The organism is Psychrobacter sp. PSP (assembly GCF_024085615.1).
Taxonomy (GTDB): domain Bacteria; phylum Pseudomonadota; class Gammaproteobacteria; order Pseudomonadales; family Moraxellaceae; genus Psychrobacter; species Psychrobacter pacificensis.
Window position 1 is genome coordinate 122,462 of sequence record NZ_JABLTF010000005.1, and the last position, 13,055, is coordinate 135,516.

General features: G+C 43.9%; 13 protein-coding genes. 4 read left to right on the forward strand and 9 right to left on the reverse strand.

All coding sequences use genetic code 11. The features are described from left to right. Positions 1 to 76 precede the first annotated feature (76 nt). Entirely contained in the window at positions 77 to 697 is a 621-nt protein-coding gene (locus HL061_RS00560) for a hypothetical protein (protein ID WP_071001442.1), read from the forward strand. A 162-nt stretch (positions 698 to 859) separates the two neighbouring features. Here HL061_RS00560 and accC read toward each other — a convergent pair whose 3' ends face one another. The 4 genes from accC to HL061_RS00580 form a co-directional block, all read right to left on the reverse strand. Continuing rightward, the gene (accC, locus tag HL061_RS00565) at positions 860 to 2,221 is read right to left on the reverse strand and encodes an acetyl-CoA carboxylase biotin carboxylase subunit (RefSeq protein WP_071001443.1); all 1,362 of its coding nucleotides are present in this window, start codon (positions 2,219 to 2,221) and stop codon (positions 860 to 862) included. A 125-nt stretch (positions 2,222 to 2,346) separates the two neighbouring features. Beyond that, complete coding sequence (accB, locus tag HL061_RS00570; RefSeq protein WP_075106157.1) at positions 2,347 to 2,775, reverse strand: acetyl-CoA carboxylase biotin carboxyl carrier protein; 429 nt, start codon at positions 2,773 to 2,775, stop codon at positions 2,347 to 2,349. A gap of 241 nt (positions 2,776 to 3,016) precedes the next feature. Continuing rightward, on the reverse strand, positions 3,017 to 4,384 hold the full coding sequence (locus HL061_RS00575) for an MATE family efflux transporter (RefSeq protein WP_212564525.1): 1,368 nt from the start codon (positions 4,382 to 4,384) through the stop codon (positions 3,017 to 3,019). A 345-nt stretch (positions 4,385 to 4,729) separates the two neighbouring features. Next, complete coding sequence (locus HL061_RS00580) at positions 4,730 to 5,218, reverse strand: EVE domain-containing protein (protein ID WP_240365003.1); 489 nt, start codon at positions 5,216 to 5,218, stop codon at positions 4,730 to 4,732. Positions 5,219 to 5,738: 520 nt separating this feature from the next. Between HL061_RS00580 and hemW the strand changes: the two genes are divergently transcribed. Further along, positions 5,739 to 7,004: a radical SAM family heme chaperone HemW gene (gene hemW, locus HL061_RS00585; protein WP_252962428.1), complete on the forward strand. Its 1,266-nt coding sequence runs from the start codon at positions 5,739 to 5,741 to the stop codon at positions 7,002 to 7,004. Between the two features lie 108 nt (positions 7,005 to 7,112). Here the strand turns inward: hemW and HL061_RS00590 are convergent, their stop codons facing one another. Then, complete coding sequence (locus HL061_RS00590; RefSeq protein WP_252962385.1) at positions 7,113 to 7,253, reverse strand: entericidin A/B family lipoprotein; 141 nt, start codon at positions 7,251 to 7,253, stop codon at positions 7,113 to 7,115. Positions 7,254 to 7,514: 261 nt separating this feature from the next. On the opposite strand from HL061_RS00590, the gene HL061_RS00595 reads away from it, so the two are divergent. Beyond that, positions 7,515 to 8,075: a tRNA (cytidine(34)-2'-O)-methyltransferase gene (locus HL061_RS00595; RefSeq protein WP_240365001.1), complete on the forward strand. Its 561-nt coding sequence runs from the start codon at positions 7,515 to 7,517 to the stop codon at positions 8,073 to 8,075. A 92-nt stretch (positions 8,076 to 8,167) separates the two neighbouring features. Here HL061_RS00595 and HL061_RS00600 read toward each other — a convergent pair whose 3' ends face one another. The 4 genes from HL061_RS00600 to tusD are packed head-to-tail and all read right to left on the reverse strand — an operon-like array spanning position 8,168 to position 9,747. Further along, positions 8,168 to 8,527 carry a TusE/DsrC/DsvC family sulfur relay protein gene (locus tag HL061_RS00600; RefSeq protein WP_240365000.1) on the reverse strand — a complete coding sequence of 120 codons (360 nt, stop codon included), beginning with the start codon at positions 8,525 to 8,527 and terminating at the stop codon, positions 8,168 to 8,170. Next, positions 8,524 to 8,853, reverse strand: coding sequence for a hypothetical protein (locus HL061_RS00605; protein WP_071001449.1), 330 nt, complete (start codon positions 8,851 to 8,853; stop codon positions 8,524 to 8,526). The genes HL061_RS00600 and HL061_RS00605 overlap by 4 nt, the downstream gene beginning before the upstream one ends. Before the next feature lie 53 nt (positions 8,854 to 8,906). Beyond that, the gene (locus HL061_RS00610) at positions 8,907 to 9,230 is read right to left on the reverse strand and encodes a hypothetical protein (protein WP_071001450.1); all 324 of its coding nucleotides are present in this window, start codon (positions 9,228 to 9,230) and stop codon (positions 8,907 to 8,909) included. Between the two features lie 52 nt (positions 9,231 to 9,282). Continuing rightward, a complete protein-coding gene (gene tusD, locus HL061_RS00615) occupies positions 9,283 to 9,747 on the reverse strand; it encodes a sulfurtransferase complex subunit TusD (RefSeq protein ID WP_212563599.1) in 465 nt (154 codons plus the stop codon). A 398-nt stretch (positions 9,748 to 10,145) separates the two neighbouring features. On the opposite strand from tusD, the gene glnE reads away from it, so the two are divergent. Continuing rightward, entirely contained in the window at positions 10,146 to 13,010 is a 2,865-nt protein-coding gene (gene glnE / locus HL061_RS00620; protein ID WP_252962386.1) for a bifunctional [glutamate--ammonia ligase]-adenylyl-L-tyrosine phosphorylase/[glutamate--ammonia-ligase] adenylyltransferase, read from the forward strand. The last annotated feature ends 45 nt before the right edge of the window (positions 13,011 to 13,055 follow it).

The window sequence follows — 13,055 nt, forward strand, 5'->3', positions numbered from 1 at the left end:
GCATAATGTTACTTGTGTTTTTGGTGTCTACGACTTACGCTAATGTATATAAAATATTATAAATAAAAGGTTAATCATGGAACCTATATCATTTGCTTCATTTACATTGGCATCTATTCTGGCTTCATTGCCAGTGAATGGTGAGACAGTTACTGAGCCGACAATCACTACGCATATTAGTCCAGCCATTACAGGACAGTGGGAGATAGATTTAAACAGTTCTATCACCATGACCAAAGACGCGAAAGCTCAGCAAGCGGCATCATCGAATAGTCTGCAAAAAAACAGTTCAGAGCCTAAGGTGGTAGCTGATATGGACGGTGGCATAATCACTCAAAGTGAAGCGCGCATCGTGAACGCTGACCCAACAAGCCGCAAAAACTTAATGGCATCCGTAAATAAGTCAAACCAATGCCGTGAGCTATATAATTTTGGCGCGGACAATGAGATGTGGGCGGTCAGTGGCAAAGAGTGGACATACGGTCGCTATCTAGTCACACACCGCGAAGAAGGCCTGCCCGTCATCGCTATCAAGACGATTTATGATAATAACGAAGTAGACTGCTCAGGCAACCAAGTGGATCAAAGTGACGAAGCGTTGATTGCGTTTTTATACCATGATGGCAATCAGATGCAGTGGTGTGCTGATCCTGACGGTACAGAGTGCTTTATGACTTTTAATAGAGTATTGCCATAATAAGTGGCTTGTATCATATTGCACGAGTTATTCGACATCTACTAAGCATAAAAAAGCCGCTATATCGATAGCGGCTTTTTTTGTGGAAATTGATTTTTATGGGAAATGACTACTGTCCCAGTCAGTACGAGTAAGCAAACTACAGCTTAGCGCTGTTTTGATCTATGCCTCTTTCTCGGCTTTGTCTGTGTTTAGAAGCTCTCTTTCGAGATAATGAATGTTTTGCGCTTCCTTGGCAAAATTATCATCTGACAAAATCACATCACGGTGTAGCGGTATATTGGTTTTGATGCCTTCAATGATCAATTCATCTAATGCATGTAAGGTTTTAGCAACCGCTTGCTGACGAGTTTGACCATGGCAGATAAGCTTACCAATGAGTGAATCATAGTAAGTCGGTATCTCATAGCCAGGGTATAGATGTGAATCGAATCGAACACCTGCGCCACTTGGCGCAAACAGTTGATTGACAGTACCAGGGCAAGGAACAAAAGTTGCTGGATCTTCAGCATTAATACGGCACTCAATCGCGTGGCCTTGGATTTCAATCTCACTTTGACGATAAGATAAACCATAGCCGGCTGCAATTTTTAGCTGTTCAACGACGACATCGATACCAGTAATCATCTCGGTTACTGGATGTTCAACCTGTACGCGCGTATTCATCTCAATAAAGAAAAATTCATTATTCTCAAACAAAAACTCAAACGTACCAGCGCCGCGGTATTTCACAAGCTCACAGGCTCTCACACAGGCCTTCAGGATAGGTTCGCGGACATCATCTGGGATATCTGGCGCAGGCGCTTCTTCTAGTACCTTTTGATGACGACGCTGCAATGAGCAATCACGGTCATACAGATGGATAGCATTACCATTGCCATCACCCAGTACCTGTACTTCTACGTGGCGCGGGTTTTGAAGATAGCGCTCCATATAGACAGTATCATCACCGAACCAAAGCTCAGCTTCTTGCTTAGCAGCCTGCACTTGACCGACCAGCTCATCAAAACGTTCAACCACACGCATACCGCGTCCACCGCCGCCAGAAGCCGCTTTGATCAATAGCGGAAAACCGATATTGCGCGCTTGTTCTTCAGCATTATGTAGCGTAACGGCACCCACAGAGCCAGGCACGGTTGGTACGCCCGCTTTTTTCATGGCGTTGATCGCAGAGACTTTATTACCCATCAAGCGAATGTGATCTGCATTAGGGCCAACGAAGGTCAATCCTGCTTCTTCTACGCGCTCAGCAAACTCAGCATTTTCAGACAAAAAACCATAACCCGGATGAATAGCATCCGCGCCAGTGATTTCAGCGGCAGTTAAGATAGTATTAATATCAAGATAACTTTGATTGGCATTAGGCTTACCAATACAAATTGCCTCATCAACAAAGCGCAGGTGCATCAAGTTGGCATCAGCAGTAGAGTAGACGCCTACCGTTTCGATACCTAGCGCTTTACAAGCTCGAACGATGCGCAGGGCAATCTCACCTCTATTGGCAATGAGCAATTTTTTTATCATGGGTTCATCCTTGTCGAAGCATCAGTTATTGACCAAGTTTTGATATCTAGCATCCTGTTATTTGACTTTGATGCGATACCTATATCAAAAACCAGCCATAATGAAATAAAGTATGGCAAATATCGTTACGCTTTATAACGTATGACAGGTTGGCCGAACTGTACGACTTCAGAATTATCTACCAAGATTTCGTCAACAATACCGCTTTGAGTCGCTTCAAGAGGGTTCATAATTTTCATCGCTTCGATAATACCTAGAGTATCACCCGCTTGAACTTTTTGACCAACTTTTACAAATGGTGGGTCGTTAGGACTTGGCGCTGAATAGAAAACACCAACCATTGGCGAGTTTTCGACGCTACCCGCTTTTTCCGCAGGTTTTCCTTCAGCAGCAATAGGCGCTGCGCTAGCAGTTGGTGCGGCCATCATGGCTGGTGCAGGCGCATCATAGTGACGAGTCAAGCTAATATGCTCATCGTCTGAACTGATTTCTAAATTAACCAGTTCACTTTCTTCCATAAGGGCAATGAGGGTGCGTATTTTTTCAATATCCATAGTTTTTATCTGACCTTGTACTAAATTCGAAAATAGTGTAACTAAATATTGTCTAATTAGTTGCTAATGATACCTAGATTCAGAGTAATGAGCAATCAATGTACAGTTGTTAACTGAGATTTTTTACATATTTTGACGTAAGCCATCTTTTTAGCAAGAAATCATCTACGATTTATCATAGTCTATGTGACCATATATCGCTAGCAATGGTTATGAGGTGTGACGTTTTAATCAATCAGTTTCAACCCCACAGCGCGGTTAAACGTCTTTGCTGATAGCGCAAACGAAGGGTCAATAGAATAGAAGATAAGAATAGGCCAGTGATTAATGCCATCCAAAAGCCTTGAGCGCCAACATCAGTGAAACGCACTAAATAGATACCTAGTGGTAGCGCCACTAACCAATAGCAAAAAAGCGTGACCCACATCGGTATGGTGGTGTCTTGCATGCCGCGTAATATACCCGCGATATTGACCTGCCAGCCATCAAATAACTGATAGGCAAGGGCAAAAATGAGCAAGTGCATCGACTCCGTTCTGACCGCTGGATTATCGGTAAATGCTGCTGCCAACTCTGGTCTAAATAGCCATATACCAAGCATACAAGTGAGCGCAATCAATACGGTCCAGACAAGTCCAGTTGCTTGTACTTGACGTAAGGCTAAGAGGTTTTTTTGACCATAACGATTTGAGACCATAATCGTGAGTGCCATCGCAACAGATATCGGTATCATAAACAGCTGTGACGTCACTGATAACGCTACTTGGTGTGAGGCTGTTGCAAGCTCTCCGAGCGGACTGATAACAAGAGCGCCCAAACTAAATAAACTTGCCTCAAAAAAGATAGAGACACCAATAGGAATCCCCAATTTTAGAAGTTTTTTGATCTGTGTGCGATTTGGACTCGCAAATCCATAAAAAAAGCGAGTGCTGGCAAATTCCCGCCGCTTGCTGACGCTGGTATAAGCCGCCAGTAACAACACATTTATCCACAATACCAGTGCTGTTGCCACACCGCAGCCTGCGCCGCCCATCTCGGGCATGCCAAATAAACCATGGATAAAAATATAGTTCAGAGGAATATCTGCGAGTAGACCGACAATGCTAATAACCGTCACTGGCTCAGGTCGACCAAGCGCTTCGCAATAACTGCGTAACACAGCATAGACAGCTAATGCAGGGAAACCAAAAGACACACCATGCAAATATTGTGTTGCTATAGGCTGAATATTCTCAGGCACACCCATGATGCCAAGGACATTGGGTGCCAAATTGACAACAATAAAACCAATAAGGCCAAGAGCGCCTGCTGTCCACAAAGACTGCTGAGTAATATGAGGAACATGGTGATGCTGATCTTGACCGACAGCCTCACCAATGAGAGGGGTAGTGGCAATCAACACACCTGTTGCTAACAAAAACAGCGGTAGCCAAATGCCAGATCCAACTGCCACAGCTGCCAAGTCAAGCGCAGATACTTGGCCTGCCATAATGGCATCGACAACCCCAAGCGCTGCTTGGCAAAACTGAGTAATCAAGATAGGTAGGGCGAGTACCCCTAAGCGTAAACTGTAGCTTTTAAAGTCTCTGAAAGATAATGGGAAAACCATGGTAAGCAACTTTTTATTCTTTGCGGTAATTGTTATGAAAGTAGTAACGATGAATAAGCAAATATCGTCGTCAATTCAATATTGACACAGTATGAGAAGAGTCGTGCCGACGATGATACTCCGATAAATAATATGAGCAAGCTTATACAGACAGAGTCAGAAAATAAAAGTGAAGGCACTAAAATAAAAATAACCCGTCAATCCAAGCAGTAGATTGACAGGTCATATACACATAAGATGGTAAAGAAGCCAGACTATGATGTCAACGATTTAGAGATACTATGTGAATACTCATCTTAGGATTTTTTTACCTTGGTATTGATGATCAGTAGATAGAGGGTCGAGCTAATCGGTGTGTTCTGGCAGGAGTTCGAGTGTCTCGGCCATGTTCATAATCGCGTGCCAGTGTTTGGGCTCTAATGGAATGACCGTTAATTGCTCGCAGCCCTTTCTCAGCAGTAAAGAGTCCTCAAGCGCAGGCAAAAATTTCAGCGCTGATAATGGCAACACCTCTGTAAAAGCTTGCTCAAAAGTGAGATCCACCATATACCAGCGTGGCTCTTCTTCGGTTGCAATAGGATCGTAATGACGATGCTCAGGATGAAACTGAGTGGGGTCAGGGTAACCTGCTTGACTGACCGTCATAATACCAGCCACACCAGAGGGTCTTGCGCTAGAATGATAAAAGAATACCTTATCACCAACCTTCATGTCGTCGCGCATAAAGTTGCGAGCGCGGTAGTTACGGACACCATCCCAGCTATCTGTACCGAGCCGTTGTAAATCGTGAATACCAAAAAACTTTGGGTTTGATTTCATTAGCCAATAAGCCATATGTCTTATCCTTTGCTTCATGTTTAAATTTAATATTATCAGGGTGGTTTTTTATTAAGCAGATTTCAAGCGCGCCGCAAATGTAACGGTTATATAGTGAATTCAGTATAAAAACGATACAGTGTGACTGGGATAAATTTTTCGCAGCATCGAGCAGCGTAGGCACAGCACGTAAGGAAAATTTAGACCAGTTCCACCTTGATATATAATGTATCTGTTTTATTTAGGATTGACTATATTCTGAATACAGCGCTGCGCTTTGGATGCTGTACTGTTAATAGTCTTTTTATATACTGCCTGCAAGTTACCATGGTGAATAGGGAATTTGTGCGTGGCTTTATGCGTGGCTTTGTTAATAGTTTTACGTCAGTTAGGCTTTTCTTTATATCATCTAGCCGTTATCCTAGCGATACTTTTGATACTGATCATTATTGCCCATTACACAATAAGTTTATTTATGTCCAAAATGAATGCTGATAGCTCGCCAAATAACCTTGATACGTTACAACTCACAGAAAAGATGACAGAGACTAGCGTTGTAGATGTGACGAGCATTCCACTGTCGCTCTATATCCATATCCCGTGGTGTGTGAAAAAATGTCCTTACTGCGACTTCAACTCGCATGAGCTGCCTATAGACAGTCAGCTGTCTATGTATGATGATTATGTCGATGCGCTCCTTTTGGATGCGAATATGCAACAGTCATTGGCGCAAGGCCGTAAAATCAGCTCAATATTTATTGGCGGTGGCACACCATCACTATTGCCAATTGCTCAGTATCAGCGACTGTTCTCTGGTTTGCGGTCATGTTTTGAATTTGCAGAGGACATTGAGATTACGATGGAGGCCAATCCAGGAACACTCGAGCATGCACCATTTGCTCAGTATCTAGAGGTTGGTATCAATCGATTGTCTATCGGTGTACAGAGCTTTGACGCTGATAAGCTCAAAGTGCTTGGACGTATCCATGATCCTGTACAAGCGTTATCAGCGATACGCGCTGCTAAGGCTGCTGGATTTACGCGAGTCAATGTCGATCTTATGCATGGTCTGCCGCAGCAAACCATGAACGAAGCATTAAATGATATTCAAATGGCGCACGATGCTGGCGCAACGCATATCTCTTGGTATCAATTAACGATTGAGCCCAACACGGTGTTTTATCGTAGCCAGCCTATTTTACCCGATGAAGACAACTTGGCAGATATCGAACAAGCGGGGCAAGCGCTGTTGCAGCAACTGGGGTACAGCAATTATGAGGTGTCTGCGTGGGCGGGCGAGTCAGATAAGCCTTGCCGTCACAATATCAACTATTGGCAGTTTGGCGACTATCTAGCAATAGGTGCTGGTGCACATGGTAAAGTGACGATTGATTGTCACGCAGACAGGGGTAGCGCGCCGTCAAAGGAAAGTGATAAATCAGAAAACGATTTGTTAGCAGAATCTGGCATCTATCGTTTTAGCAAATCACGTTTGCCAAAAGATTATGTAGGAGATATAGAGACGGAAACATCCAAGAGCACTCAAAACGTACCAAAAATGGTTGGTTGGCAAGCAATCGATACAGATGAGCTGGTTAGCGAGTTTATGTTAAATGTACTGCGCTTACATGGCGGTGTTGCTTGGGCGTTGTTTGAGCAGAGAACAGGGCTTAAGCTTGAAAGCGTTACCACACAAGTAGACAAGTTGATTAAGCAAGGGCTACTGATAGATAGTAAAACTCAGTTACAACCAACATTGTTAGGTCAGCGTTATCTCAATCAGATATTGCGTGCTTTTTTGTAGCATCTGATAAAGTGTATGTGCAGTAACTACTTAGAATAAAGAATTCGTGACCAAAAAAAAGGACTTACAAAATAGTAAGTCCCTCAAAAAATCTAAAAAAAGCAGACCTTAGATTTTATTTTGTACGTCTTGTGCGCCGTCAGTTACAGCATTTCCAGCGCTTGATACGTCTTGGCCAAGGCCTTTAAACGTGTTGCAACCAGTTAGAACAAACATAGCAGCTAAAGATGCGATGATTACTTTTTTCATAATAGTATCCTCAAAGATAAATGAATGGTTATAAATAACAACAGTGACGCTAAGTATCTTGCTCAAGCTTCACTGAAGGGGTATTGGATGAGACAGTCATGCATAAATGCTATCTCGCTATCCATTACAGACATCATAGTGAAAGTTAAAAACCCTGCACAGTATCAAAATGTAATTATTGGCAGTAAACTGTAACTTTTAATTACCTACCGCTCATAAATTTAAATAACAGAGCATCGACTAGTTGTGGAGTAAACAAATATGACCATTCATATCGTGTTGGTCGCCCCAAAAATGCCGAGTAATACTGGCAATATCATTCGACTGTGTGCCAACAGCGGCGCGCAGCTGCATTTAGTCAGACCGTTAGGGTTTGAGCTTGATGACAAAAAACTACGCCGCGCAGGCCTTGATTATCACGAATATGCACATTTGCAGGTGCACGAAGATTGGGCTGCAGCGAGGCAAGCCTTGCAATCAGCGGACTGCCATATTGTCACCGCATTGACCACCAAACTGAGCAAACCATTCTATGATTATGATTTTGGCGGGCAAGCAGACAGTGAAAAACCTGACAATAAAACCATGCCCAATATCGCGTTAGTATTTGGTTCAGAGACAGCAGGTCTGGCAGATGATATACGGGAAGATATCGGTGCTGATAATTGGTTGAGATTACCAATGTTGGCTGATTCGCGCAGTCTCAATTTATCCAATAGTGTCGCCATATGCTTGTATGAAATATGGCGACAGCAAGGATTCTTGGGTGATGAAGGACGAAGTGTCGGTTATGAAACGCTGACAGTCTACGATCCGAAATAGCGATCCAAAGTAGCGATGTACCAAATGAGTCGATGATATGACTCATTCATCAGTGCTCACTTGGTAAATAGCTACAGTTAAAAAAGACACTTTTATAGGCAATTGGGCGGCTTGGGTAGCCCAGCTAGACGGTTGACATGGCGCGCAACCAATCCTGTATTAAATAGCTGCTGTAGTTTTTGATTGCTAATATCGTGCTCAGGCAAAGTTTTCTGTAGCCATTTAATCAATGGGCGAGTCGCTGGCGCATGATTAAATTTGACAAAAAACGCGCGCACTTGCTGCAAGATTTGTAAGTGCTCACTCGTTAGGCTGACATCTAGCGTGTCTGCTAGCTGTTGTGCGATATCAGGTGTCCAAATCGTATGGTCACACAAATGCCCATCTTGATCTAATGCAATATCGCTCGATGCTGTGGCAGTATGAGTTGTCGTAGAGGTATGAGTCGTCATAAGGCAATCGTCACCACTTTATCAAACTGACTATCCTGAGATAGGCTAATCCATTCTTCATCCGTTAAAATATCAGTCAATTTGCTCTCTAAATTTAGCTTGCCAGCAGTGTTAACTGTCAGCTGCGATATATCATCCGCTAATGCATAAATACCTGCAATACCATCTATTTCACTATCATTCAAATAGGCGTTGAGCCAGTCAATAAAAGCGGCTGTGGTGCCAAGTAAGATAATACTGTCGCCAGTACGCCAAGTGCGAGACATCTCTTCAGCACTGCGCCTGAGGGTATCCATCGTGCTGTGTAATTGATATAAAGTTGCCATAACAGTGTCCAAGTGTGTACTTTATTATTTTATAAGTCTGATTATATTGCCAATTAAAAAGTTAAAATCTGCTCAAAATCTTGCGAGCGGATCATTTCTGGCACCAGCATGAGCTGTGAAGTCAGATCTACTGGCAGCATCCCAATCACCCAACCACTAAAGACATCATCAGGTAGCCAAGCCGCTGGCATGTCGTAAAGATCAAGCGACTGAATCATACCGTGCAAACGTGATTCAGGCTGCATCAATAAGCCAAAAACAGGTGCATCCAAGTACAGCTGCACTTCATGACCGAATGTCGCTAATGTCAGTGCCAGAGCGCAGCCTTCGTAGCTTGCTGCTTCGGTGGGTGTATGCAGCTGGATTAATAATCTCATCATGTATTCCTAAATATATTTATCGCAGGCTAATGTCGTAATGGATACGCTATCAAAACTGTATTAAGCGGCAGCCATCCTGCATCATCAGAGCGAGCTCACTGAGTCCCACCAACGTAAATCCTGTCGCCAGATTGTCACCATCAAGCTGATGGCGGGTACTGTTGTCTGTGTCACTCACACCGCGGCTAAGAGCTGTGCTAACACAAACAGGCAGTGGCAACTGATATTGTTCAGCCAATATTTGCCATTCTTTGGTCAAATTCATTTGATCAGCGGACTGCCAGCGTAGCCGATTCGCCAGATGCGCCGAATCCCCATAAAAAAAGACATTGAGCAATGGCCGTTTGGTGATAGGATTGTCGATGCCTTCTTTATTGACGATATCGTCTGCGTGACTGTCGATATTATGATCAGCTGATGCGCTCTTAAGATACGCGCGCGCATAACGTAATGCTAAATGCGCTAATGGGTGACTAGGATCAGCGGTAATGAGTAGTAGCGGGGTAGTAGTCATAGGGACAGTATCACATATTATAAATAAGCGTTTGAAGAGTGTTATAAGGGTGAGACAATATTATTGAAAGGCTATAAATGTTTTGTGTAAAGTAATCTAATCGATTTATAGTCGAACTTTAATACTTCTTAATACCATTGAGTCAAAACGCTATTTTTATTGAGTATAAAGGTGCGCTGCAATGAAGCTGTCTCAAAGCATTTCGATTAAAGACGTTTATGCTACCATAAAGCGACTCAAAGCAAATAGAGTCACTGTTACTAAACAGGGCTTTATGTTTTGTAATGATATATTGAGTATGTTCATCTGATGCTGTGACTGTCTCGTAAGAAAAAACAATAAACTTATGAGTTGGGTTCACGTAGTCTTACCATTCTATGTAAGGAGTTTTTGTCACTATGTTACCTGCTATGCCCTCACGTATGAACAGTGGTACAGATTATCAGCCGACAGCAGAGCAACTGCAAGTACTGCAAACAGCCAGTGAGTTTGCTTATCAAATTTGGGAGAGCCGAACGGTTTCCTGCCAAACATTTTTGCGTAGCTACCCCCTGAACAGTACGCTGACTCGTCAGCAAATCGATGATCTGATACAAGATTATACGCTAGATGAAAACTATCAACTCGCCGATGAAACGAAAGTCATGAGTGGCTTACGTAATTTGCGTAAGTTGTTAATGATGCGCTGGATTTGGCAAGATGCCTTGCAGATGATTAGTCTTGAGCAATTGACTGATGAGCTATCAGAGTTTGCAGGCGGTTGTATCTCCTTTGCCAAGGACTATACCTATCAGCATTTGATTGCTAAATACGGTGAGCCAACCTTTATCAATGAACAAGGCAATGTGCAGATCGATGATATGGCCATCATGGCCATGGGTAAGCTTGGTGCTCAGGAACTGAATTTATCGAGCGATATTGACCTAATATTTGTACATCAAGCGCGCGGCGAAACCAATGGTGACAAGGCAAAGGGCACGCGTAGCATAGACAATAAACGTTTTATGACTCGTCTGGGTCAAGGGATTATTAAGCTGCTTGATAATAAAACGGCTGACGGCTTTGTCTTTCGGGTTGATATGCGCTTGCGTCCATGGGGTGATGGCAGTGATTTGGCCATCCATCTCTCAGCGTTACAAAAATATTTTGCGTTGCATGGACGCGCGTGGGAGCGTTTTGCTTGGCTAAAAGCACGAGTCGTTGGGCAGATAGATCAGCCATTTTATGATGCGATTCAGGCGCTAATCAAACCATTTGTCTTTCGCTATTATGTGGATTACAGCGCGTTTTCAGCACTCAGGGAGATGAAGTCGCTCATTCAAAATCAAGTTGCACAGCGTGAAGATCTAGACAATATTAAGCTTGGCGCGGGCGGTATCAGAGATATTGAGTTTATTGTACAAGCGTTTCAGCTGATCTACGGTGGTCGGCATCCTCAGCTACAGGTAAAGCCTTGTTTGGAGGCGATGCAAGTGTTGCGTGAGCTTGGATATCTAGAGCAGATTACCTACGATAACTTACAAGCCGCGTATCGGTTTTTGCGTCGACTTGAACATGCGATTCAAGCCATTAACGATCAGCAAACCCAAAGACTGCCGCATGATGCTTATTGGCAGCATAATCTTGCAGTGACGCTTGGGTTTAATGATTGGCAGGCATTACTGACCCAATTAAATGCTCATCGAGACAATGTTAATGTGCCATTTGAACGTATGGTGACAGAGCGCCAAGTACCTGATAACGAGGATAATGATTTAGAGCCTGAGCATTTAGAAGCGCAAATTGCGCGTTTAAATGAGGTACTAACAAAAGAAAATCGCGAGTTATTGCAGAATTTTTGGCAATCAAAGATGGTTGCCAACCTCAGCGAGGAGGCCCGAGAGCGCTTAGATGATGCGTATCCTGTCATTGTCCACGCGCTATTAGCCCATCAAGAGCAGCAAAAACTTGCCAATGCTGCCTTACCGCGATTGATTGCATTGCTTGAAGCCATTTGCCGACGTTCAATCTACTTGGTCATGATTGCAGAAAACCCCAATGCAACGATTGAGCTGATTCCGATGCTCTCGGCGAGCCCGTGGATTGCAAAAGAGTTGGCACAGTATCCTGTATTGTTAGACACCTTTTTACAGCAACACTATCGCCACCTGCCAGATAAGCCTGAGCTGCGTGACATCCTGCGCCAACAGCTATTGCGTGTCGAACCCAATGACGAAGAAGAGCTACTGAGTGTGCTGCGACTGTTCAAGAAAAACCAAGTGTTGGCTGTGGCTGCCAGCGATGTGTTGGCTGAGCGTCCAATCATGAAAGTCTCAGACTCACTGACTTATATTGCTGAAGTGGTACTAGAAGCCGCGCTAGAGCGAGCGTTTGCCGAAATCGTCAATCGTTATGGCTATCCTATCGGTCAAGATGGCGATCCAGTCACTGAGGCTGACTGTGGTTTTGCGATTATCGGTTATGGCAAGCTTGGTGGTTTAGAGCTCTCGTATTCTTCCGACTTGGATTTGGTATTCTTACATAAGATAAAAGAGCAGGGCATGACCACAGGTGAGAAGTCAGTGAGTGGCATGAAGTTTGCCGCACGTCTGGTACAAAAGCTGATGAATTATCTCAATACCCAAACGCGAGATGGTAGGGCATATGAGATTGACATGCGTCTGCGTCCGTCGGGCAACGCTGGCATGATGGTCGTGTCCTGTCATGCCTTTGAAACTTATCAAATGGACAAAGCGTGGTCATGGGAGCATCAAGCACTGGTGCGCGCTCGGGCGATTTGTGGTGACAGACGAGTGACTGCACGCTTCTGTGACATTCGCCGAGATGTGCTGGCGCTGCCGCGGACGTTAGAGCAAGTACGCTCTGAGGTCACCAGTATGCGTATCAAAATGCAGAAGCACTTAGGCACCAGCCAGTGGCAACAGCAAGCGGGCAAGTTTCAACTCAAACAAGATGCAGGCGGTATTGTAGACATTGAATTCTTAGCGCAGTTTGCGGTATTGGCCTATTCACATGAGCATCCAAGCTTGACCAAATGGAGTGATAATGTCCGTATTTTTGAAGAAGTTGCTTCACTTGGTATTTGGGAGGAGCAAGTCTGTCAGGCATTAACAGATGCTTATCTTAGAATACGTGCTGCGACTCATCAACTGGCACTATCAGAGCAATCATTATTGGTCGATGAGTCTCTTTGGCAAGAGACACGCGCACTGGTACAAGCGCAATGGCAGCATCTAATGGGCGTAAAATCTGTCAAAGAGTAATAGAGTAATTTTGAGATTTGTTTTTATTCTTGCTGATAACCAAAG